This is a genomic window from Pseudomonas serboccidentalis, from assembly GCF_028830055.1.
GTDB lineage: Bacteria > Pseudomonadota > Gammaproteobacteria > Pseudomonadales > Pseudomonadaceae > Aquipseudomonas > Aquipseudomonas serboccidentalis.
Genome location: NZ_CP101655.1, coordinates 5,252,465 through 5,273,482 on the forward strand (window position 1 = coordinate 5,252,465; position 21,018 = coordinate 5,273,482).

General features: G+C 61.6%; 21 protein-coding genes and 2 pseudogenes. 13 read left to right on the plus strand and 10 right to left on the minus strand.

Annotated features, from left to right (window positions below; translation table 11 throughout):
• Positions 1 to 218 precede the first annotated feature (218 nt).
• Together NN484_RS23960 and ycaC are read left to right on the plus strand one after the other, a co-directional pair.
• On the plus strand, positions 219 to 1,139 hold the full coding sequence (locus NN484_RS23960) for a universal stress protein (protein WP_127651887.1): 921 nt from the start codon (positions 219 to 221) through the stop codon (positions 1,137 to 1,139).
• Positions 1,140 to 1,307: 168 nt separating this feature from the next.
• Positions 1,308 to 1,940 carry an isochorismate family cysteine hydrolase YcaC gene (ycaC, locus tag NN484_RS23965; RefSeq protein ID WP_215500797.1) on the plus strand — a complete coding sequence of 211 codons (633 nt, stop codon included), beginning with the start codon at positions 1,308 to 1,310 and terminating at the stop codon, positions 1,938 to 1,940.
• Between the two features lie 197 nt (positions 1,941 to 2,137).
• Here the strand turns inward: ycaC and NN484_RS23970 are convergent, their stop codons facing one another.
• Complete coding sequence (locus NN484_RS23970) at positions 2,138 to 2,401, minus strand: hypothetical protein (RefSeq protein ID WP_274658073.1); 264 nt, start codon at positions 2,399 to 2,401, stop codon at positions 2,138 to 2,140.
• Positions 2,402 to 2,693: 292 nt separating this feature from the next.
• On the opposite strand from NN484_RS23970, the gene NN484_RS23975 reads away from it, so the two are divergent.
• From NN484_RS23975 to NN484_RS23990, 4 genes are read left to right on the plus strand one after another with little or no spacing between them, the layout of a single operon-like run.
• Complete coding sequence (locus NN484_RS23975; protein ID WP_274658074.1) at positions 2,694 to 3,746, plus strand: isopenicillin N synthase family dioxygenase; 1,053 nt, start codon at positions 2,694 to 2,696, stop codon at positions 3,744 to 3,746.
• Positions 3,747 to 3,773: 27 nt separating this feature from the next.
• Positions 3,774 to 4,583: a MetQ/NlpA family ABC transporter substrate-binding protein gene (locus NN484_RS23980; RefSeq protein WP_274658075.1), complete on the plus strand. Its 810-nt coding sequence runs from the start codon at positions 3,774 to 3,776 to the stop codon at positions 4,581 to 4,583.
• Entirely contained in the window at positions 4,580 to 5,380 is an 801-nt protein-coding gene (locus NN484_RS23985; RefSeq protein WP_274658076.1) for a methionine ABC transporter ATP-binding protein, read from the plus strand. The genes NN484_RS23980 and NN484_RS23985 overlap by 4 nt, the downstream gene beginning before the upstream one ends.
• Positions 5,377 to 6,048, plus strand: a complete 672-nt coding sequence (locus NN484_RS23990) for a methionine ABC transporter permease (RefSeq protein ID WP_343228788.1) — start codon at positions 5,377 to 5,379, stop codon at positions 6,046 to 6,048. Before NN484_RS23985 ends, NN484_RS23990 begins: the two co-directional genes overlap by 4 nt.
• A 43-nt stretch (positions 6,049 to 6,091) precedes the next feature.
• Here the strand turns inward: NN484_RS23990 and NN484_RS23995 are convergent, their stop codons facing one another.
• Entirely contained in the window at positions 6,092 to 7,003 is a 912-nt protein-coding gene (locus tag NN484_RS23995; protein WP_274658077.1) for an AraC family transcriptional regulator, read from the minus strand.
• 103 nt (positions 7,004 to 7,106) lie between these two features.
• On the opposite strand from NN484_RS23995, the gene NN484_RS24000 reads away from it, so the two are divergent.
• The 4 genes and pseudogenes from NN484_RS24000 to NN484_RS24015 form a co-directional block, all read left to right on the plus strand.
• Complete coding sequence (locus NN484_RS24000) at positions 7,107 to 7,652, plus strand: carboxymuconolactone decarboxylase family protein (RefSeq protein ID WP_274658078.1); 546 nt, start codon at positions 7,107 to 7,109, stop codon at positions 7,650 to 7,652.
• 64 nt (positions 7,653 to 7,716) lie between these two features.
• A complete protein-coding gene (locus NN484_RS24005; RefSeq protein WP_274658079.1) occupies positions 7,717 to 8,787 on the plus strand; it encodes an acyl-CoA dehydrogenase family protein in 1,071 nt (356 codons plus the stop codon).
• Positions 8,784 to 9,452: pseudogene (locus NN484_RS24010) on the plus strand (ABC transporter ATP-binding protein); the annotation flags it as partial. The gene NN484_RS24005 and the pseudogene NN484_RS24010, both read left to right, overlap by 4 nt.
• Positions 9,448 to 10,113 (plus strand): annotated as a pseudogene (locus NN484_RS24015) (ABC transporter permease); the annotation flags it as partial. The pseudogenes NN484_RS24010 and NN484_RS24015, both read left to right, overlap by 5 nt.
• A gap of 580 nt (positions 10,114 to 10,693) precedes the next feature.
• On the opposite strand, the gene NN484_RS24020 reads toward NN484_RS24015, so the two are convergent.
• From NN484_RS24020 to NN484_RS24040, 5 genes are all read right to left on the minus strand, one after another.
• Positions 10,694 to 13,075: a DUF3772 domain-containing protein gene (locus tag NN484_RS24020; protein WP_274658080.1), complete on the minus strand. Its 2,382-nt coding sequence runs from the start codon at positions 13,073 to 13,075 to the stop codon at positions 10,694 to 10,696.
• Between the two features lie 95 nt (positions 13,076 to 13,170).
• The gene (locus NN484_RS24025; protein ID WP_127651901.1) at positions 13,171 to 13,515 is read right to left on the minus strand and encodes a cupin domain-containing protein; all 345 of its coding nucleotides are present in this window, start codon (positions 13,513 to 13,515) and stop codon (positions 13,171 to 13,173) included.
• A gap of 243 nt (positions 13,516 to 13,758) precedes the next feature.
• Positions 13,759 to 14,028: a hypothetical protein gene (locus NN484_RS24030; protein ID WP_127651902.1), complete on the minus strand. Its 270-nt coding sequence runs from the start codon at positions 14,026 to 14,028 to the stop codon at positions 13,759 to 13,761.
• 259 nt (positions 14,029 to 14,287) lie between these two features.
• Positions 14,288 to 15,013 (minus strand): alpha/beta fold hydrolase, encoded by a 726-nt coding sequence (locus tag NN484_RS24035; RefSeq protein WP_274658081.1) that lies wholly within the window; start codon positions 15,011 to 15,013, stop codon positions 14,288 to 14,290.
• A gap of 103 nt (positions 15,014 to 15,116) precedes the next feature.
• Positions 15,117 to 16,040, minus strand: coding sequence for a LysR family transcriptional regulator (locus tag NN484_RS24040; RefSeq protein ID WP_274658082.1), 924 nt, complete (start codon positions 16,038 to 16,040; stop codon positions 15,117 to 15,119).
• Positions 16,041 to 16,230: 190 nt separating this feature from the next.
• Between NN484_RS24040 and NN484_RS24045 the strand changes: the two genes are divergently transcribed.
• Together NN484_RS24045 and NN484_RS24050 are read left to right on the plus strand one after the other, a co-directional pair.
• Positions 16,231 to 16,959 carry a class I SAM-dependent methyltransferase gene (locus NN484_RS24045; protein WP_274658083.1) on the plus strand — a complete coding sequence of 243 codons (729 nt, stop codon included), beginning with the start codon at positions 16,231 to 16,233 and terminating at the stop codon, positions 16,957 to 16,959.
• Positions 16,960 to 17,057: 98 nt separating this feature from the next.
• Positions 17,058 to 17,654: a DJ-1/PfpI family protein gene (locus tag NN484_RS24050; RefSeq protein WP_274658084.1), complete on the plus strand. Its 597-nt coding sequence runs from the start codon at positions 17,058 to 17,060 to the stop codon at positions 17,652 to 17,654.
• A 16-nt stretch (positions 17,655 to 17,670) separates the two neighbouring features.
• Here NN484_RS24050 and NN484_RS24055 read toward each other — a convergent pair whose 3' ends face one another.
• The gene (locus NN484_RS24055; RefSeq protein ID WP_127651907.1) at positions 17,671 to 17,829 is read right to left on the minus strand and encodes a DUF2986 domain-containing protein; all 159 of its coding nucleotides are present in this window, start codon (positions 17,827 to 17,829) and stop codon (positions 17,671 to 17,673) included.
• Between the two features lie 121 nt (positions 17,830 to 17,950).
• The gene (locus NN484_RS24060; RefSeq protein ID WP_274658085.1) at positions 17,951 to 18,979 is read right to left on the minus strand and encodes an alpha/beta hydrolase family protein; all 1,029 of its coding nucleotides are present in this window, start codon (positions 18,977 to 18,979) and stop codon (positions 17,951 to 17,953) included.
• A gap of 205 nt (positions 18,980 to 19,184) precedes the next feature.
• Between NN484_RS24060 and NN484_RS24065 the strand changes: the two genes are divergently transcribed.
• The gene (locus tag NN484_RS24065; RefSeq protein ID WP_281430557.1) at positions 19,185 to 19,880 is read left to right on the plus strand and encodes a tRNA (adenine(22)-N(1))-methyltransferase; all 696 of its coding nucleotides are present in this window, start codon (positions 19,185 to 19,187) and stop codon (positions 19,878 to 19,880) included.
• Here NN484_RS24065 and NN484_RS24070 read toward each other — a convergent pair.
• Complete coding sequence (locus NN484_RS24070) at positions 19,861 to 20,865, minus strand: alpha/beta hydrolase (RefSeq protein ID WP_274658086.1); 1,005 nt, start codon at positions 20,863 to 20,865, stop codon at positions 19,861 to 19,863. The two genes, NN484_RS24065 and NN484_RS24070, sit on opposite strands and share 20 nt — an antisense overlap.
• Positions 20,866 to 21,018: the final 153 nt, after the last annotated feature.

Here is a 21,018-nt window from a genome sequence, read left to right on the forward strand (position 1 = left end):
TGTGGGTTTCGGGCGCTGAGCTTATTCCGGCATCAGCAGTGGCAGGTGACGAACGGACAAAGCGCACTGGATGCACTGCTGCACATCTGCCATCGCTTGATAAAAATCAGAGTCCTGCAAGGGCATCGCCGGATACTGGCTTGGTCGTCGATATGTAATCGACAGGGATGTCAGGCTGGCCAACGGGCCAGCCTCGTGCTGCCAGGGCGAGGTCTGTGATGCTCAAGCTCAAACGTATGCTGTTGATTGCTCCCACCGAAATGATCCGAACTCCGGCATTCGATCGAGCGCGGGCCCTGGCCGAGGCCACCGGTGCGGCGCTGCACATCGTGGCGTTCGACTATGTGCAGGCGTTGGCGGTGGCCGGCCTGTTCGACCACGACGCGATGGCCCAGGCCCGCGAAGGTTACTTGCAGGTGCATCGACACTGGCTGGAGCAGCAGGCACGGTTTCAGGCAGGCAGTGGCGTGCAGGTCACCAGCGAAGTGGTCTGGGCCCGGGCCACGCCGGCGCACATGCTTGAATACATCAATGACTATCGGGCTGATCTGGTGATCAAGGATGCCCATCATGTCCCGGCGCTGAATCGGGCGTTCCACCGACCGCTGGACTGGCTGCTGCTGCGCGACTGTCCGGCCCCCGTGCATCTGGTTATCGACGCCCGTCATCCGCTGCCGCTGACAATACTCGCGGCGGTTGATCTTTCGCATCTGGAAGACCTGACCCAGGGCCTCAACGAACGCATCCTCGACCTGGCCGCAACGCTGGCAGGCGCATGCGGCGCGACCTTGCACATCCTCAACGTCAGTAACTGGTCGGTATTAGGCGATGCGGCGATGAGCGTGCCGACCCTGAGCCTGGATCACAGCCTGTGCGAGGCGATCAACGACACCCAGCAAGAGGCTTTTGATGCGCTGGCTGAACGCTATGACATTGCGATGCACTGTCGCCACCAATTGACCGGCATTCCGCATCTGGTGATCGAGCAGTTCGCCTCCCGGAGCCAGTGCGACCTGTTGGTGCTCGGCACTGCCTATCAGCGCGGGCTGGACGGCTTCATCGGCGCGACCGTGGAGAGTGTCCTGAACCGGGCACCGTGCAGCCTGATGATCGCCAAACCGTTGCCGGCCCCCGAGTGAGCGGGGGCTTCAAGCGGGGTGGGGCGCCTGTGCCACTCGGCTTGATTGTCTGCTTTGAGTTGACAGTGAAACGCTTTTCAACGGATTTATCCGTTCAGGCTGTGTCCGTAATCTGTGCCCATGTTCAACGCAACCCCAACCACCACAACCAAGAAAAGGGATTCAAACATGAGCACTGCAACCTACAACCGCCTGAACAAAGACGACGCCGTAGTCCTGCTGGTCGACCACCAGACCGGTCTGATTTCTCTGGTTCAGGACTTCACGCCGAACGAATTCAAGAACAACGTACTGGCCCTGGCCGACCTGGCAAAATTCTTCAACTTGCCAACCATCCTCACCACCAGTTTTGAACAAGGCCCGAACGGCCCGCTGGTTCCGGAACTCAAGGAAATGTTCCCCGACGCGCCGTACATCGCCCGCCCAGGCCAGATCAACGCCTGGGACAACGAAGACTTCGTCAAGGCCATCAAGGCCACCGGCCGCAAGCAGATCATCATTGCCGGCGTCGTGACTGATGTCTGCGTAGCATTCCCGACCCTGTCGGCGCTGGCGGAAGGCTTCGACGTGTTCGTCGTCACCGACGCCTCCGGCACCTTCAACACCACCGTCCAGCAAGCCGCCTGGAACCGCATGACCCAGGCTGGTGCCCAGATGATGAACTGGTTCTCGGTGGCCTGTGAACTGCACCGCGACTGGCGCAACGACATCGAAGGGCTGGGCAACCTGCTGTCGCAGCGGATTCCCAACTATCGGAATCTGATGAACAGTTATTCGGCGATCACGGCGGCGCAGAAGTAAGGGGTGTTGCCAGACTAAAAGCCTGCTTTGGAAAGCAGGCTTTTGTTTTTTCGGTCATCAGTCTTCTGCAGGCTGGAGGCACAACTTAGCCTCAAGTAAACGACGGGAGAATACGGCTGAGGGCTCAATGGGCTACGATTTGTAAATTCTGTAGGGCTGCTGTAGCTCACCCTCAAAATCGCCGAAAGGGACGAGCATCATGCGTTTTGCGGATTTTGCGAACGCCTTTTTTCTTCCAGGTAGCGACCTTGAAGGGCCATGAATTCTGACTTATTCAGAACGCCCTTTCTTTTGAGATTGACGAGCAGTTGCCCAACGTCATCCAACTCGATGTCATCGCCCACCAGACGCGTGATGGTGACTGCCATATAGCTCAGACCATCACGTTCAGCAGTAACCTGATGCGCTTTGGCGAGCTTGCGAACTTCAGTTGCGACGTTTTCAGTTGTTGATGCCTTCATGTGGAAAGCCCTCGATCTTCTCCTTTTGATCCTAACACGGCGCCGGGCCTGTCAATTTTCAGCCAATGTTCGGTCTGCAAGAGCCAAGGAGTGCTACCTCACATGCACTCACGCTGATCATCACCAGCGCTAAGCTAATGCAAAAAAGATATTTGTCCGTCGTTTTTAATATCGTTTAGTTTTGGCTCACAGACGAACCAAAGCATCAAACCGATAGACCTCCCGATTGCCATGACGGCACACGCTGAATCGATCACAGGCTCTTCAGGTTTGATTCACACGGGAGTGAATCATGCCGCACGCACCAGTCATCAACACGCTGCCTATTCTTGATCTTTCGCTGCTCGACGGCTCGGCGCAGCAGCGCCGGCAATTTCTCGAAGACCTGCGCCATGCTGCTCGGGATGTCGGGTTCTTTTACCTGACCGGGCATGGCATCGACAGTGGCTTGCTGGCGCAGGTCCAGGATCAGGCGCGGCAGTTCTTTGCCTTGCCGGACGGCGATAAAAGCGCTGTCGGCATGATCAATTCGCCGCACTTTCGCGGTTACAACCGTGCCGCTTCCGAGATCACTCGCGGTCAGCCTGATCTGCGCGAGCAGTTTGATCTGGGGGCCGAGCGCGAGGCGTTGCCGTTGCTGACGGACAGCCCGCTGTGGGCGCAGTTGCAGGGACCCAACCAATGGCCGCAGGCCTTGCCGCCACTCAAGCCGTTGCTGCTCGACTGGCAGCAGGCGATGACGCGTATGTCGTTGCGCCTGTTGCGGGCGTTTGCCGAGGCGCTGTCGTTGCCGGCCGATGCCTTTGACCGGTTGTACGGCGACAAGCCCAACGAGCACATCAAGCTGATGCGCTATCCGGGGCAGTCGAGCGCGGCCAGTCATCAGGGCGTCGGCGCGCACAAGGATTCGGGGTTCCTCAGCTTTCTGCTGCAAGACCAGCAGGCGGGGTTGCAAGTGGAGGTCGAGGAGGGGTGCTGGATCGATGCGCTGCCCCGCGACAACACGCTAGTGGTGAACATTGGCGAACTGCTGGAGCTGGCCACCAACGGCTATTTGCGCGCCACCGTGCATCGCGTGGTGTCGCCGCCCGAAGGCAGCGAGCGGCTGTCCATCGCGTTTTTCCTCGGCGCGCAACTCGACGCCGTGGTGCCGCTGTATCCGTTGCCGACCGTGCTGTTGCGCGAAGCACGTGGCCCGGCGAGTGATCCGCTCAATCCGCTGTTTCGCGATGTCGGCTGGAACTACCTCAAGGGTCGGTTGCGTTCGCACCCCGACGTCGCCCGGCGCTTTTATGCCGACGCGCTGATTCCCGCAGCACCGCTTCGCAAGACCGCCAACGCCTGATTCATCACTCGCTCAAGGACTCCGCACATGTTGAAAAAAGCAGGTTTGACGCTGGCCGTGCTCGGCGCGCTGGTGACTTCGTTCGGCGCTCAGGCACTGGAGCCGTTGCGGGTGGCCGCTGACCCGGTGCCCCACGCGCAGATTCTGGCCTACATTCAGACAATCGATCCGCAACTCAACCTCAAGGTCATCGAGATCCCCAACGGCGTGAACTCCAACGAGCTGCTGGTGCACGGCGATGTCGATGCCAATTACTTCCAGCATCTGCCGTATCTGAAATCCCAGGAGCAAGCGCTCGGGCAAAAACTCGCGGTGGCTGCCACGGTGCATATCGAGCCGCTGGGGATTTATTCGCATCGGCACAAAAGCTTCGCCGAGGTGCCGGAAAAAGGCACTGTCGCCGTGCCGAACAACGTCACCAACCTGAGCCGTGCGCTGTACCTGTTGCAGGACAACGGGCTGATCAAACTCAAGCCCGGTTTCAACGATCCGGCGGCTGATCAGGCCACGCCCAAGGACATCGCCGAGAACCCGAAACAGCTGAAGATCCTCGAAATCGAATCGCCGCAGATTCCCCGGGCGCTGGACGATGTCGACCTCGCTGTGATCAACGGCAATTACGCGCTGGAAGCCGGGCTGGTGCCGGCCAGGGATGCGCTGGGGCTGGAGAAAGCCGAGCACAATCCGTACGCCAACATTCTGGTGACCACGCCGACGTTGCAGAACGATCCACGGATCGCGCAACTGGCCAAGGACCTGACATCGCCGCAAGTGGCGAAATACATCACCGATAACTTCAATGGCTCGGTGATTCCAGTGGTGGATGCCAAGCCATGATCGTCGTCGAGCAGTTGAGCAAAACGTATCCGTCGGCCGCTGCACCGGCGCTCGATCAGGTGTCGCTGAGCATTCCCGATGGCGCGATCTACGGCATTCTCGGGCGTAGCGGTGCGGGCAAATCGACCCTGTTGCGTTGCCTCAACCTGCTCGAACGCCCGGACAGCGGGCGTATCCTGATCGACGGCGTAGACCTGCTGACGCTCTCTGCCAGCGACCTGCGCCGCCAGCGTCAGCGCATCGGCATGATTTTCCAGGGCTTCAACCTGCTGCATTCGCGCACCGTGTTCGACAACATCGCCGTGCCGCTGGAGATCGCCAAGGTCGGCAAACCGTGGCGCCATGTGCGCGTGCGCGAACTGCTGGAGCTGGTCGGTTTGAGTGACAAGGCGCAAGCCTTTCCCTCGCAGTTGTCCGGTGGCCAGAAACAGCGGGTGGGGATTGCCCGCGCCCTGGCAGCCGAGCCGGCGTATCTGCTGTCGGACGAGGCCACCAGCGCGCTGGACCCGGAAACCACGGCGTCGATTCTCGAACTGCTGCGCGACATCAATCGGCAACTGGGCCTGACCATCGTGCTGATCACCCATGAGCTGGACGTGGTCAAGTCGATCTGTGATCACGCCGCGTCCATGGCCGGCGGCCGGTTGGTCGAGGCCGGGCCGGTGCCGCGCCTGCTGGCGGATCCGCAGTCGCGGCTGGGTGCCTCGCTGCGTCCGACTTGCGGTCTGCCACTGGGGCATGCCGCGCCGGGGCTGAGTTTTCTCAAGCAATACGGCGTACGGGCGGCCCAGTCATGAACCGCACGATCAACTGGGATGAAATCCTGCAACTGGTGTTCAACGCCACCGGCGAAACCCTGTACATGGTATTGCTCGCGGGGCTGTTCACGCTGCTGATCGGTTTGCCGCTGGGGGTGTTGCTGTTTGTCAGCCGGCGCGACGGACTGTGGCCGATGCCGCGGCTGAATGCGGCGTTGGGTTCGCTGGTCAATCTGGGGCGCTCGCTGCCGTTCGTGGTGATGCTGATCGCGTTGATTCCACTGACCCGTCTGGTGGTCGGCACGACGCTGGGCAGCACGGCGGCGGTGGTGCCGATCACCATTGGCGCGTTTCCGTTTTTTGCGCGGATCGTCGAGAACGCGCTGGACGAAGTCGACAAGGGCCGGATCGAAGCGATCCTCGCCATGGGCGGCGACATCCGCCACGTGATTTTCAAGGTTTTGCTGCCCGAAGCGCTGCCGGCCTTGCTGGCGGGGATCACCCTGACGCTGGTGATGCTGATCGGTTTTTCCTCTATGGCCGGCGTCATCGGCGGTGGCGGGCTGGGTGATCTGGCGATCCGTTATGGCTATCAGCGTTTCAACAATGAAGTGATGGTCGCCACCGTGGTGGTGCTGGTCATCCTCGTGCAGGGCGTGCAAAGCCTGGGCGACCGGCTGGTGCGTTCGCTGGCCCATCGGCGTTAAGGAACTCTATGAGTGTGGCGGTGGTTTCCAGCTAACGTCTCGCTCAGCGCCCCTCATGCTGCTTGCGATACGCCCCCGGTTGCACCCCCACCGACTTGGCAAACGCCCGGGTAAACGCGGCAATCGACTGATAGCCCACCGCCGCGCATACCTGTTCCACCGTGTGGTTGGCGCGCAGCAACTGGCAGGCGTGGCGGATGCGCAGGGCCAGCAACACTTGCCCCGGCGACTGCCCGGCCAGTTCATTGAAACGCTTGAAAAACGCCGAGCGCGACAGGCCGATGCTCGCCGCCATGCTCTCCAGTGACCACGGCAATTGCGGCTGCTCGATCAACTGATCCAGCAACGGCGCGAACTGCGGATTACGCGCCAGTGCCACGAGGCCGCCGAGGCTTTGGTTGTCGGCCATTTGCTGGCGCAGCACGTAAAGAAACAGCAGATGACTCAAGCGCTCGAGCAGCGCCGAGGAGGGCGCCGGCAGGCGTTCGCATTCTTGCAGGATCAGTTCGAACAAGGCCCGCGCCGCATTGGAGCCCGGGTCGCCGGCGCGCAGGATGATCCAGTCCGGCAGGCCTTCGATGATCAGCGATGACAACCCGGATTTGAAATGAAAGAAGCCGCAAACCAGCCCGACACCGTCCTGCGCCTGACTGTCGAGCGCGGTCATCGCCATGCGTGGCAGCGTCTGGGCGATGGCTGAATTGTCCGTGTTGGAGAGCCGGTAATTCAGGTCCCGCAGCAGGAACACCGCATCGCCGCTATCCAGGCGCAAGGCCGCTGGATGACCTTCGATATGCAGCCAGCAATGGCCCTGCACGATCAGGTGAAAACTTGCGCGCGCCAGCCCGTGCGTGCTGGCGTGCCAGCCACCGCAATAGCGGCCGACGTGGAACAGGTTGGCGTCGAGTTCGAGGCATTCTAATAACCAATCAACCAGTGGGCTGGACGAAATCATCTAATGGAAACACTCAGGAGCAAGTAATCGCTACTTTAGAATATGGATCGGAATTTTTATAACCAACAGACTTGCCGGACACTCATCAGCAGGAGTCTGCACCATGTCGCGAGTCACCTTACACACCCTGCAAAGCGCACCCGAAGCGGCCCGGCCGTTCCTCGAAAATGCGCAGAAAAATTCCGGGTTCATCCCCAACCTGCTGGCCGTGCTGGCCAACGCCCCGGCCGCGCTGGAAACCTACGTTACGGTATCGGCGCTCAATGGCAAAGCCGAACTCAGCCTCGCCGAGCGTGAAGTGGTGCAACTGATTGCCGCCACCCACCATGGTTGCGATTTCTGTGTCGCAGGTCATACCGCCGTCGCGCTGAATAAGGCAAAACTGCCGCCGCAAGTGGTCAGTGCGCTGCGTGAGAAAGCCACCGTGCCCGTGGAAAAACTGGAAACGTTGGCCGCGTTTGCCCGCGAAGTGATTGCCACCCGGGGCAAGGTCAGCGATCAGACCTTCATTGAATTCAAAGCCGCCGGCTACACCGAAGGCAATGCGCTGGAAGTGATCCTTGGTGTCAGCCTGGCGACCCTGTGCAACTTCGCCAACGTGTTCGCCGACACGCCGCTCAACCCCGAGCTGGCGCCGTATCGCGCGTAATCGGCCAGCGCTTCAGGCAGCATCGTCTATGGTTGATGCGGCTGCGTACAAGGAGAGAAACGACATGCTCAATCCGGCATTGATTCAATGGCTGGAACACAACGCCCAGGCCCTGGATGCGGGCGACGGCGATCCGCAGCAGGTGCTGACGCAACTGGCGCGGGCCGAGGTGCTGCGCGTCGGTATCAGCCCGGCACTGGGCGGCAGCGGTGGTCACGTCAGTGATGCCGTGGAAACCCTGGCCGCCGTCGCCAGCCATTCATTGGCCGCAGCGTTTGTGTTCTGGGGCCAGCGCGCCTTTATCGAATACTTGCTGCACAGCCCCAACACTGCGCTGCGAGACAAATTGCTGCCGTCGTTGCTCAGCGGTGAACTGGCCGGGGCCACCGGTTTGTCCAACGCGATGAAGTTTCTGTCCGGCATCGAAGCGCTGCAAGTGCGCGCGGCCAACGCCGCTGACGGCTGGACCTTGAAGGGGCGCCTGCACTGGGTGACCAATCTGCGCCAAAGCGGTTTCGTCGTGGCGGCGGCGATCGAGCACGAGGAGGGCGGTTCGCCGTTCGTGCTGGCGATCCCGGATGACGCTGCCGGCGTGCAACGTTCCGCTGATCTGCAACTGATGGGGCTGCAATCGAGCAACACCGCGGCCATCGATTTCGCGCACGTGGCGGTTGGTCGCGAATGGCTGCTGCATGAGGATGCGCGCAAGTTTCTGCCGGCGGTGCGCCCGGCGTTTCTTGGCTTGCAGTGCGGCATGGCGATCGGTCTGGCGCGCCGTGCGCTGGCAGAGGTCGAAGGGCATTTGCAGGACGGCCGCTCGATCCTGCTGGAGCCGCTGCATGAGCAACGCGAGCAACTGGCGCAGACCGTCAGCGAGCTCAAACAAGGCCTGCACGATGGGCGTTTTCTGACCCAACCGGGCGCCTTGTTTCAGATCCGCATTGCGCTGGCCGAATCCGCCGCCAGTGCCGTGCAATTGGAACTGCAGGCCAGCGGCGGCAGGGCTTATCTGACCGAGCACGGCAGTGGCTTCGCCCGGCGCTGGCGCGAGTCGGCGTTCGTGCCGATTGTCACCCCGAGTCTGGTGCAACTGCGCGCCGAATTGCAGCGGCAGAAACGGGAAGCGACGGCATGACTGCAGCGTTGCTGGAGGCGCACGGCATCAGCCTCGGTTACCCCCGGGAGCAGGGCTGGCACACCGTGCTGGAACACTTCGATCTGCAATTGCAGCCCGGTGAAGTGGTGACGATTCTTGGCCCCAGTGGCGTCGGCAAATCCAGTCTGCTGCGGGTGCTGGCCGGTTTGCAGGCACCGCAGCAGGGCCGGGTGAGTCTGCTCGGCGAACCACTGACCGGCGCGCACCCTCGGGTGGCGGTGGCGTTTCAGGACCCGAGTCTGCTGCCGTGGCTGACCCTGGAAAAGAACGTCGCTTTCGGTCTGGATTTCGCCCGCCAGCCGCACCTGACGGCCGAGCAGCGCAAGGCGCGGATCGACCACGCGATTGCCGCCGTCGGCCTCGAACACGCGCGGTTGCAGCACCCGGCGCAGTTGTCCGGGGGCATGGCCCAGCGCACCGCGTTGGCCCGTTGTCTGGCGCGTCAGCCGCAGGTGCTGTTGCTCGATGAGCCATTCGGCGCGCTGGATGAAATCACCCGCGCCGACATGCAGCAATTGCTCCTGCAACTGATTGCCGAACACCACACCGCAGCCGTGTTGATCACTCATGACATCGACGAAGCCCTGCTGCTCTCCGAGCGGATTCTGCTACTGGGTAACAGCCCGGCGCACATCCTCGGCGAATGACGGCTTGGCGCTGCGTTTTTCCCCGCAAGCGACGCTCGCCAGCCTCGGCGAACTGCTGTTGCGCCCGGAGCTGTACGAACACGTGTTGGTCAGCCTGAAGCGAATTCTGGTCGGCCTGCTGCTGGCGTTGCTGATCGGCGTGCCGCTGGGGCTGATGATCGGCAGCTATCGGCATCTGGAAGCGGCGACCACTCCGGCGTTTCAGTTTTTGCGGATGATCTCGCCGCTGTCGTGGATGCCGGTGGTGGTGATGCTGATGGGCGTTGGCGATCAGCCGATCTACTTTCTGCTGACCTTCGCTGCGGTGTGGCCGATCCTGCTCAACACCGTGGCCGGCGTGCGCCAGCTCGATCCGCGCTGGCTGCAGCTCAGTCGCAGCCTCAGCGCCACCCGCTGGGAAACCCTGCGCAAAGTGATCCTGCCCGGTGTGCTCGGGCATGTGCTGACCGGGGTGCGGCTGTCGATCGGCATACTGTGGATCGTGCTGGTGCCGTGCGAAATGCTCGGAGTCAGCGCAGGGCTGGGTTACTTCATTCTCGATACGCGGGATCGCCTGGCGTATTCGGAACTGATGGCGATGGTCCTGCTGATCGGCGTGCTGGGCTTTGCGCTGGATGCGTTTGCGCGGTGGTTGCACCGGCGCTGGGCGCCGGCCTGAGTCCATTCGCGAGCAGGCTCGCGCCCACATGGAATCAGTGGCAAGCATCCATTCAGTGTTCACCGCAGAACCCTGTAGGAGTGAGCCTGCTCGCGAAGGCGTTGTGTCAGTCGCTAGAGATATTGCCTGTGCCGGTCTCTTCGCGAGCAGGCTCACTCCTACAATGATCTCGGTCAGATTGCCTAATCTGTATTAATCGCAGAACCGTGTGGGAGTGAGCCTGCTCGCGAAGGCGGTGTGTCAGTCGCTAGAGATATTGCCTGTGCCGGCCTCTTCGCGAGCAGGCTCACTCCTACAATGATCTCGGTCAGATTGCCAAATCTGTGTTAATCGCAGAACCCTGTGGGAGCGAGCTTGCTCGCGAAGGCGGTGTGTCAGTCGCTAGAGATATTGCCTGTGCCGGCCTCTTCGCGAGCAAGCTCACTCCTACAATGATCTCGGTCAGATTGCCTAATCTGTATTAATCGCAGAACCCTGTGGGAGCGAGCTTGCTCGCGAAGGCGGTGTGTCAGTCGCTAGAGATATTGCCTGTGCCGGCCTCTTCGCGAGCAGGCTCACTCCCACAGGGCTTAATGGTCTTTCAGGGGGTGGACGCCGGTTTCGCCAACGCAATGCCGGCATCCCCCAAGCGCTTGAGAATCTCGAACAGCAGATCACTCTTGGTCCCGCCAACGATCCGTGGGCTGCCGACGTAGCCCGTGATCGTCAGGGTGATGCCGTCCGGCGAAAGCTTGCTGAAGCGTACGTACGACGCCGGTTTATCGAGGATGTTTTCGTTTTCCCGGTAGGTGTTCAGCAGCAGTTCCTTGATCTGTTCGGGGTCGATGTCCAGCGGGAACATCAGTTCCAGGCTCGCCACCCCCTGGGCACTGCCGCCGAGGGTGACGTTGCGCAGGTTCTGCGAGATCAGCTGCGAGTTGGGCACGATGACGATGGAGCGGTCGCTGAGCTGGATTTCCGTGGCGCGCACGTTGATCCGGCGGATGTCGCCCTCGACGCCGCTGATGCTGATCAGGTCGCCGACCTTCACCGGACGCTCGGTGAGCAGGATCAGCCCGGACACGAAGTTCTTGACGATCTCCTGCAGGCCGAAGCCGATCCCCACCGACAGGGCGCTGACGATCCACGCCAGGTTGGTCCAGCGCACGCCCAGTGACGACAGGGTCAGGAGGATGACTGCGGCATAACCGATGTTGGAAAACAGCGTGCTGAGCGACGCGCACATGCCCGGGTCCATGTCGGTCTTGGGCAGAAACTCGTTGTCGAGCCAGCGGCGCAGGGCGCGGATCAGGTAGATGCCGATCAGCAGCGCCAGCACTGCGTTGATCAGGTGAGCGGGCACGATGTTCAGCTTGCGCAAACCGGCGCCGCCGAGGATGCCCATGATGTTGGTGGTCAACTGGCCGAGCGTGGTGCCGATGCCGCCGACGAACAGCGCGATCACCGCCAGCAACAACAGCCCGGCGCGGCTGGCGCCGGACAGCACTGTCGAGATTTGCTCCAGCCGCCGGTCGCCCATGCCCAGTGTTTGCTTGATGGTCTTGCCGGCCGAATAGCGCGGCGAGAACAGGTATTCGCAGGCGTCCTTGACCACCTGAATCAGCAGATAGAACCCCGACAGCACGATATAAGCCCACACCAGTTCATAGGTAATGAACCGCGCCAGCGACACATAACCGGTGAGCAGGGCCAGCGCCGACACGCACATCGACACCGTGGCCACGCTGTAGATCACCCCGGCAAACGTGCTGCCGGCCTCCGGGTCATTGGCGGTGATCAACGCCTTGCGCACCTTGCCGGTGCGCATCAGCATCGGCACCAGAATCGCGATCACCACGATGGCAATCACCCCGCGCTGGGCGATCACGATCTGGCTGCTCATGCCGGTGGCGTTGCTGACCTGCACCAGCGTCACCAGTACCAACAGGGTGCCGGCGAGAATCCGCGGAAAAGGCCTCAGCGTCAGCGCCACGGCATCGGCAATCGCCGGCAACCGCCACGAGGGATGTTGCGTCGACAGCAGCGCGCGGCTCAGGGCGGTGATCAGGGCGCAGGCGTAAACGGCTTTTTCGAACTCCTCGGAAAAAGTCGACAGCATCGGAGTCAATGGCTCGTGGCGGGTGCAGGCATAGAACAGCAGGTGCAGGGCGATGGCCGTGGTGCCCAGGGTCGCCAGCGCCGAGGCGAACGCCAGTGCGCTACGGCGCAGGCGCCCCTCCGGCATACGATGGATGCACACCCAGGTCAGTCCGCGCTCGGCGAAGCGGCGTCCGAGGGTCCAGAAAACCAGGGCCAACAGCACCAGCACGCAAGTGAAAAAACGCTGCCCGGGGGCCCACACCGTGGCCCATGTGCTGTTCACTTGAGCGATGAAAAAATTCAGCCGCTGTCTGTCGTCGGGGGCCGGCGAAACCAATGGCGACCAGAAGTCCGGACTCAGAATACTGTCGGTGCGCAGCGTCAGTTCGCTTTCGAGCAGCGTGCGCCGGATGCCGGCAATTTGTGTGATCAGGTCGGCGGCGCTTTGTTTGAGCGCGGTGAGACTCTTGAGCGTCGCATCGACTTTGTTCTTTTGCTCACTGAGTGTCGCCCGTTGCGCGGCGATATCGACTTGTTCAGCAGCAATCTGGGTATCCGGCGCCGCGCCGAGTACGCCCAATTGCACCGCCAGTTGCGCCTGCTGCGGCAACAACAACGCCGACAACCGATCGACATCCAGGATGAACGTCTGCACCCGGTCCTGCGGGCCTTCGAGCTGGTTGTAATTGTTGGCGGCGGAAATCTGCTGCTTCAACCCGTCGAGGCGCAATTGCAGGGCTTGCAGATCGCTTTGCGACACCTCCACCAGCGGCGCCGTGGTGGTCACCGACGGCGCCGGCAAATCCGCCGCCCACAGCGCCGAACCGCTCGGAGCGAGCAGGGCCAGCGTCACAAATAACAATGACTTCAAGGCGTTGCGCATGGGCAGGACCGGTTCTCGTTGATCACACAAACTATGAGGTTAGGTGATCGAACCGGCCGACGAGAAAAATTTCAGCCGGGCAGGGCAGGTGCTGTTCACGCCTGCCTGACAATATCGACCGAGATCTCCACCGCCGCAACCGTGCCTCTGTTCTCCAGCCAGTGCGTGGTGTGCCTGTCCTCGGGCCAGCCCACGCCCGGCCCATAGTCCCTGGCGACGCCATCTCGATGATCAGTGATGATGCCTTGCAGTATGTAGACGGTGCCTGGCCGGTCTACATGGTTGTGAATCGGGCCGAAGACGCCGCCAGGTTCGATGGTCACCCTGCGCATCCTGAGTTGGCGCCCGGCCATGCCTTCGATCTCCGGGCCAAGATCAATCGTTGCCAGTAACTCCACCGAAACGCCTTTTGTCTCAGGTGCCATCTGATCGTTGTTCATCGCGCGCACCGCTTTGTAGGTACAGGGCCTAATCAGCAGTAGACACCTTAAATGGTGTGAGGGGCAGAGAGGCGACAAAGGGTCGATTTGCGGCTGTCTGTGGCGGCCAGCGACAGGCCAGAAATGCGCACAGCTCGGTCGTCGATGCTTCGTATGAGGCAATAGGCGAAGCACTTCAGCATGCAGCAACAGGCTCTGGTGCGTGCTCACCACGCACGTCACGCACCAGGCTCGTCTGAATAATTACCACTGGCCGCTTCCGAGACAAGCGACGATTTCCCAACCGCTGTATTCCCACCAGGAATATCGATCATCGGAGCAACTTCTGGCCAGGCTGGCCATCTGGATTGCGCCAGCCGTTCGATGGGTTCCGAACGGCGTGTCGATAGAGGCTGTTACCTGATTGACGGTCTGGGGAGCCTTGAGGGTGGTCGGATGCACGGAAGCATTCGCGATCGTTGCGGTGAAAGCGAGCATCGTGGATACGGCCAGAGCAGTAATGGACTTTTTCATGTTCGAATCCTTTCAGTTATCTGATATGCGGCTTAAGCATTGGCCTGACCTGCCTTAATCGATAATCCGAACAGATCGGGCACTCGCGCAGTTGACGCCATGCAAGCCTACTACCGCGCTGCCTCCCGCACAGTCGCCCGCCTGTACTATTGACAAGTTGTCAAAGGTCTGGATTTTTCATCGACAGAGCGGCCCAAGCGTTCCGGTTTACGGTTCTGCGGCAGACGAACACAGACAGGTAAGCAGCCCATATACCCGCTCAAAGCACCATCCGCTCCAGAAACTTCCTCACCTCCAGCGAGTACGCCCCCGGATGCGAGAACCTGAACATATGACCGGTGCGCAGCATGATGACTTCCTGAGAACCCCGTATGCCTTTGAGCAGGATCCCCGCCGCCTCCTTGCCGATCAGCTTGTCCTCTTCGGGAGTCAGGATCAGCGTCGGCATGTCGATCTTCTTCAGCAAGGGCGTGTAGTCGACTTTCTCGATCGAACGCACGCGGTTGACGTAGGCCTTGTGCGGCGTCTCCTTGATGAAGAAGGCGCGGCTCTTGGCGGTTGACCAGGGGATTTCTCCTTCCTGGTCGAACGACGACGCCAACTGAGCCGCGTGAAAGCGCAAGGTTGTCTGGCGGTAAAACGGCCCGGGGAACAACGGTGCCAACGCGGCCAGGGTCTTGAGCAGGGGTGAAGTGATCGGGCTTTTGGCAAAGCCGCCGGACAGCACCAACCCCTTGAGGCCTTTGGGCTGGCGCGTTGCAACCGCAATCGAGGCGACCGCGCCGTAGGAGTCGCCGACCAGCACATAGCTCTCCAGATCCTGCACCTGATCAACGATGAAGTTGGTCAGTTTTTCCAGGTCGCGCACGTCGTCGGGTAAACGCAGGGTGCGCATGGCGCGATCCTGTAAGTGGACCATCTGTTCTAGCTGCCATGGCGCCCCGGCGAAGCAAGGGATCATGACCAGGGTGGGCTGGGGTTTCATGCGGTACTCCGGAGGGGCTGATGAACGACATCCGCACTCTAGGAGGACCGAGGCTGACGATCCAATGGCATTGGCGCAGCATCTCGATGCACGAGATTGATCGTCAGTTGGTGATCAGCATGTTGGTGAGCCACTCGACGGCCGGTTCGTTGGCGCGGCCCCGCGCCCGGATGACGAGCACCTCCCAGGTGGGCAGTGCCAGCGGCAGTTCGAAGAGGCTCAGTTGCGCGGTTTCCTGCATCTGCAAGGCGACCCGTTCGGCGATCACGGCGATTGATTGCGAAGCGCCGACCAGGAACGGCACCGCCAGAAAGCTAGGGCAGGTGACGCTGATCTGGCGACTGTGGCCGAGCAGCTCCAGCGCATCGTCGACAGCGCCCCGACTATCGCCGCGAGGTGAAACCAGAATGTGCGGCAGACGGGTAAAGTCCTCCAGCGCCATGTGCAGCGTCTTGCCGCGCTTGACCAGCGCCGGATGACCCTTGCGCGCGATGCCGACGAAGCGCTCCTTGTGCGCCAATTGGCAGTCGAAGCGCTGCGGAATCTGGGCAAACGAGCCCGAACCCAGCACAAGGTCGATCTCACCGGCATCCAGCTGGCGCATCGCTGAATCGCCATCCACTGGCCCGATTTTCAGCACCACCTCCGGCGCGGCAGCCTGAATGTTCGCCAGCGCCGGGGCGATGACGGTCAACACCGCATGATCGGTGGCCGCCACCGAGAGCGTCGCCTGCAAGCGTGCCGGATCGAACGGCCCCCGGGGGCTGGCAACCAGCCGCACCGACTCGAGCACCGCCGCGACTCGGGGCATCAACTCGACCGCCAGCGGCGTCGGCGCCATCCCGCGCGGGTTGCGAATGAACAGTTGATCATCAAAAGCCGTGCGCAACCGCGACAAGGCGTGGCTGGTGGCCGACTGCGACAAATGCAGTTTTTGCGCGGCGCGACCGACATGCCTCTCAGCCCAAAGTGCCTCAAGCACCACCAGCAGATTGAGGTCGAAGCGCGTCAGATCCAGAGGCTTCATGGGGTATTGGCCTTTTCATTCAGCAGTCGATGCAGGCAACTTTCCTACAGGCTTTGGCCGAAAGCTACAGTCGTTTTGCGCGCTGTCAGGCCCGACCCACATTCCTTGCAGGAATGCGCCTTATGAAATTAATCCATTTTTCTTATCTCATTCACCGGCGTAGCGTGCTCCAACGATAAGGAGAATCGCCGTGGCCTCATCCTCGACCCACCCTGCAGAAAAATTCGACACCTCTCGCGCCAGCGAATACGGCAAACAAAGCCGCATCGCATTGGCCGGTTACGACGCCTGTCACGATCTGGCGGCGTGCATGTTGGCCGCCACCCTCGGCCCGTCACGTCCGGCCAATGTGCTGGTGGTTGGCGTGGGTGGTACGGCGCAGGAAATCATCGCGATGGCTGCGCTGGAACCGGACTGGCGCTTCACTGCGGTCGACCCTTCGGCACCCATGCTCGAAACCGCGACGGAGCAATTGCAGGCCAATGGATTGCTGCACCGAACGGCATTGCATCTGGGGCATGTCGATGATTTACCGGCCGAACCCGCCTTCGATGCGGCGACCTTGATTGGCGTGCTCCATCACCTCAATGGCGATGAGCCCAAGCGTCACATCCTGCGTTCGATTCAGCAGCGGCTGAAACCGGGGGCGCCGCTGATTGTGGCGGGTAATCATTACGCCTATGCCAGCCAACCGTTATTGCTGCAGGCGTGGGGGCAGAGATGGCGGCAGCAGGGCGCGAGTGCTGACGAGGTGGCGGCCAAGCTGGGGAAAATCCTGCAGGGCGCGGATCCGCCGCAGTCCGAGGCGGCGGTTCAGGCGTTATTGGATGAAGCGGGATTTGGCGAGGCGACGCGTTTTTTCAGCAGTCTCTTCTGGGGCGCCTGGCTGGCCAGTCGACGGCCTGTCGATGTCGGCTAGTCGGCTAGTCGGCTAAGAATGTAGTCATGACAATTTTTTGATTGTATTGATTGGCCGATTTTACGATGAGCCACCGGCAACCTGGCACGAGGCTCATCATGCACATCGCCATCCTGACTTTTGAAGGTTTCAACGAACTGGATTCGCTCATCGCGTACGGCATTCTCAACCGGGTTAAACAGCCCGGTTGGCGAGTGTCGATCGCTGGCCCCACGGACAAGCTGCGGTCCATGAACGGCCTGGTGATCGAGGCACAGATGTCTTTGGAGCAGGCCTGCGCCGCGGACGCGGTATTGGTGGGTAGCGGGAGCATGACCCGGGACATCGTGGCGAATGCCCAACTGATGTCGCGTCTGCAGTTCGATCCGGCGCGGCAACTGTTGGGCGCCCAGTGCTCGGGCGCGCTGATTCTGGCAAAACTCGGCTTGTTGAACGAGGTTCCGGCGTGTACGGATCTGACTACCAAACCCTGGGTGGAGGAGGCCGGCGTGGCGGTGCTCAATCAACCGTTCGTAGCCAAGGGCAATGTCGCTACCGCCGGCGGCTGCCTGGCTTCGCAGTATCTGGCGACCTGGTTCATCGCCCGTCTTGCCGGTGAAGAGGCGGCACGCAACGCGCTGCACTACGTGGCGCCGGTTGGCGAGAAAGACCTCTACACCACACGGGCAATGGCCAACATTTCGCCGTTTTTATAACGCACGCGGAGCGGGATCAGCCCTCGGTGGTTTCGACCGGTTCCGACGCCGCCTCTGCGGCCATCTTCAGACGGTCAGCCTTGCTGATGTACTTGGGCTTTTTCGGCGCCAGTTTGGCACTGGCCTTTTTGGCCTTTTCCTTGAACAACTGCTGCAGTTTCTTTTGACGGTTCATGTTTCTACTCGGTGAAAGGGAGCGGGGCGCGTGCCCACCAAGCGGGCATTAGAACCGGGTCGAAGCGATTTGGCGAGTCTGTTGAGGTGGCGCAGGATCAGAAGAAGCAGCTCGCGGTCGATCATGGCTTCGGCGACGCCAGAAAATCGCTGATCAGCGCAACCACTTGCTGCTGTATCACCTCACGCGGGCGCGCCTTGTCGCCGTCGCGGCAAATGATGCCATCGCCCGGTGCATCTTCCTCGAGCATCTCGATTGCCCCCGGTTTGCAGATCGACATGAAGCTGAAGTGGGTGGCGTCGCTGATCTCGACATACCGCGTGGTGGCCGGTGGCAGGCGTTTGGCCAGATCTGCGGATTCCAGGTGCGCAGGCAGATCTTCGGAAGGGGCGCCGGCGGCGATCACCAGCGTTGGCACGGGCAGCGCCGCGAGGCTTGCGTCGGTCATGCCGCGTGACAGGCCCAGATCCAGCGAGACGATGGCGGTGACCGCTGTGTAACGCCTGTCGGCAGCCAGGTCGGCCTTCGCTTGCGGCGTGCTGGCGGGATTCATTTGTTGGTAGACGCTGCAACTGGCCAGCTGCGCATGGGCCTTGCAGTCCTCGGCAAAACGCTCGGGATCGAAACGGGCGCCGCCGATTTCCAGGGCCGTCCAGCCACCGAGCGAGTGGCCGACGACGGCAATGCGCTGCGGCGCGACGGCGCCAAATTGCTCCGGTCGCGCCAGCACCGCGTCGATTGCTCGCCGCAGATCAATCGGCCGCTGCCACAACTGCGCCGCTGCTTGCGGGCTGCGGTCGTGGGTGGTGCTGCCGGGGTGGTTGACCGCCGCGACGATGTAACCCTGATCGGCCAGGGCACTGGCGAGCCACATCTGGTTGCTCCAGTTGCCCCGATAACCGTGGGACAACACCACCAACGGATGCTCGCCGGCGGTCGGCGGTTCATCGCGTACGGCAGACGCACTGACAAATACCGGGCTGTCTTCGATCAATTGCGCTGGCGCGGTGGTGGTCGTGGGGTACCAGACGACCATTTCCAGCGGCCGCTGTGAGTCCGGCAGGGTTGTCGTGCGAAAGCCGATGGGGTGAGTGTCAGCCAGTGTGATGGCGGACAGGCTGAGCAGCAGGGCACCGAGAGCTGTTTTCAATGTTGATTCTTCCTTGATTGCATTGGTTGTTATCAGGTGGCACTTCGAGCCAGCCGGGGAGAGCTGAACGCAGATTATTAGAGCGGTCGCGCAGAAGATAGCCATGCCTCTGCTTACCGGGATTTGAAATGCCAGCCGCACCCCGCTAGAGTCGCGGCCCTTGTCCGGCCTGCAGCGCCGGCTATGGCTGGAAAAGGGGCGGCAGTTGAACGAACACACTTTGTCCATGCGCCTGGAGCGTGTGGCGGCGCACGTGCCGGTGGGCGCGCGGTTGGCGGATATCGGCTCGGATCACGGTTATTTGCCGGTGGCCCTGATGCGCCGCGGCGCCATTGCGGCGGCGGTGGCCGGTGAGGTGGCGTTGACGCCGTTCCACGCGGCCGTGCGCACGGTGCGCGAGAACGATCTGCAGCCGCGCATCGCCGTGCGGCTGGCCAGCGGTCTGGCGGCGATCGAGCCGGGTGACGGGATCACCGCGATCAGCCTGTGCGGCATGGGCGGCGAGACCATTCGCGACATCCTCGACAGCGGCAAATCGCGTCTGAGCGGGCAGGAGCGGCTGATCCTGCAGCCCAACGGCGGCGAGCAACCGCTGCGCCAGTGGCTGATGGACAACGGCTACCGCATCCTCGTCGAGGAATTGCTGCAGGAAAACCGATTCTTTTACGAAATCATTGTCGCCGAGCGCTCCGGCCCGGTGGCCTACACCGCTGAACAGTTGTATTTCGGCCCGTTGCAGATGCAGGCGCGCAGTCCCGCATTCATCGCCAAATGGCAGCGCTTGCTGCGCCAGAAACAGAAAACCCTGAACAGCTTGAACCAGGCGCGCCAGGCTGTGCCTGAAGAAAAGCGGCAAGAGATGGCGCAGCAGATTCAGTGGATTACCGAGTTGCTGGCGTGAGCTGAGCGCAACGATCCACGGCGGGTTCCTGCGCGGCAATCCGAAGATTGATCCACGCGCGGCTGTGAGCCAGAACGCTGTCGGCCATGGCCGTCGGGAAATGGATAAACCCATGAGCGGAAACGGGCAGCAGGTGCACCTCAACCGCTGCCGACTTTGCCCAGCGTGCGGCCAGCTCAAGGGTGTCGTCGCGCAGCGGGTCCAGCTCGCCGGCATACATCAGCGCAGGTGGCATGCCGGCGAAGTCGCCGTACAGCGGTGACAGCGGAGGTTGTTGGCGTTGCGCGTCGCTCAGGCCTGGGGTCAGCAGGCGTAGCGCCTCAACCATGCCGGGGCCGTCCAGCACCAGAGTGTCGGCAGTCGCAGTGCGGACGCTGGCGGTTCCGCTCAGGTCGTAGACGCCGTAATACAGCAATGCACCGTGGATACGCTTGAGCAATTCGGGCGATGATTGCAGCCCCAACAACGTCGCCGCCGCCAGATGCCCGCCCGCCGACTCCCCGACGACGATCACCGGCAGGTCAGCGAATTCGTTGCAGCCAAGCAGCCAGCGAGCGGCCCCCAGACAATCCTCCAGCAGCCCCTCGACCGGTGTGTCGACCGCCAGTCGATAATCCACCGAAACCACCGCCACGCTGCACGCATTGACCATGCCTGCGTTGAGCTTATCGTTCATCTGCGGGTTGCCGATGACCCAGCCCCCGCCATGAAAATCCAGCACCACGCCTCGGGCTTTGCCTTTGGGCCTGATAATCCGTAGCGGCACTGCGACGCCGTTCGAGTCAATCACGATGTCCTCGGCCTTGAGACCATGTTTACGCAGCTTGTCTGTGCCGGCCTTTTGACTGACGCGCAGCAAAGCCTGCACCAGTCGCGGCAGGACGCGATTGCGGATGCGAAACCGTGGCAGCCAGGCGAGGATCTTGTTGAAGCGCTGCATTTGCGCGATTTCATCTGCGCCAAATTCGAGTTTTCCGGTGTCCATGCTGGTCCTCTATGACATTCGCTGCGGCAGCCGACACCGCTGAGCACTTGTGCAATCCGACTGATTGCCGGCAAGCACGTTCACTCCAGGCAGATCGCGGACTTGACGGTCAATCCATCGACAAATGCAGCAACCTGCCGCTTGCCTCGCAGG

Excerpts from the sequence above, each read along its gene's own strand:
- NN484_RS23960 (WP_127651887.1), top strand. The coding sequence starts at position 219 with ATGCTCAAGCTCAAACGTATGCTGTTGATTGCTCCCACCGAAATGATC.
- ycaC (WP_215500797.1), top strand. The coding sequence starts at position 1,308 with ATGAGCACTGCAACCTACAACCGCCTGAACAAAGACGACGCCGTAGTC.
- NN484_RS23970 (WP_274658073.1), bottom strand. The coding sequence starts at position 2,401 with ATGAAGGCATCAACAACTGAAAACGTCGCAACTGAAGTTCGCAAGCTC.
- NN484_RS23975 (WP_274658074.1), top strand. The coding sequence starts at position 2,694 with ATGCCGCACGCACCAGTCATCAACACGCTGCCTATTCTTGATCTTTCG.
- NN484_RS23980 (WP_274658075.1), top strand. The coding sequence starts at position 3,774 with ATGTTGAAAAAAGCAGGTTTGACGCTGGCCGTGCTCGGCGCGCTGGTG.
- NN484_RS23985 (WP_274658076.1), top strand. The coding sequence starts at position 4,580 with ATGATCGTCGTCGAGCAGTTGAGCAAAACGTATCCGTCGGCCGCTGCA.
- NN484_RS23990 (WP_343228788.1), top strand. The coding sequence starts at position 5,377 with ATGAACCGCACGATCAACTGGGATGAAATCCTGCAACTGGTGTTCAAC.
- NN484_RS23995 (WP_274658077.1), bottom strand. The coding sequence starts at position 7,003 with ATGATTTCGTCCAGCCCACTGGTTGATTGGTTATTAGAATGCCTCGAA.
- NN484_RS24000 (WP_274658078.1), top strand. The coding sequence starts at position 7,107 with ATGTCGCGAGTCACCTTACACACCCTGCAAAGCGCACCCGAAGCGGCC.
- NN484_RS24005 (WP_274658079.1), top strand. The coding sequence starts at position 7,717 with ATGCTCAATCCGGCATTGATTCAATGGCTGGAACACAACGCCCAGGCC.
- NN484_RS24020 (WP_274658080.1), bottom strand. The coding sequence starts at position 13,075 with ATGCGCAACGCCTTGAAGTCATTGTTATTTGTGACGCTGGCCCTGCTC.
- NN484_RS24025 (WP_127651901.1), bottom strand. The coding sequence starts at position 13,515 with ATGAACAACGATCAGATGGCACCTGAGACAAAAGGCGTTTCGGTGGAG.
- NN484_RS24030 (WP_127651902.1), bottom strand. The coding sequence starts at position 14,028 with ATGAAAAAGTCCATTACTGCTCTGGCCGTATCCACGATGCTCGCTTTC.
- NN484_RS24035 (WP_274658081.1), bottom strand. The coding sequence starts at position 15,013 with ATGAAACCCCAGCCCACCCTGGTCATGATCCCTTGCTTCGCCGGGGCG.
- NN484_RS24040 (WP_274658082.1), bottom strand. The coding sequence starts at position 16,040 with ATGAAGCCTCTGGATCTGACGCGCTTCGACCTCAATCTGCTGGTGGTG.
- NN484_RS24050 (WP_274658084.1), top strand. The coding sequence starts at position 17,058 with ATGCACATCGCCATCCTGACTTTTGAAGGTTTCAACGAACTGGATTCG.
- NN484_RS24055 (WP_127651907.1), bottom strand. The coding sequence starts at position 17,829 with ATGAACCGTCAAAAGAAACTGCAGCAGTTGTTCAAGGAAAAGGCCAAA.
- NN484_RS24070 (WP_274658086.1), bottom strand. The coding sequence starts at position 20,865 with ATGGACACCGGAAAACTCGAATTTGGCGCAGATGAAATCGCGCAAATG.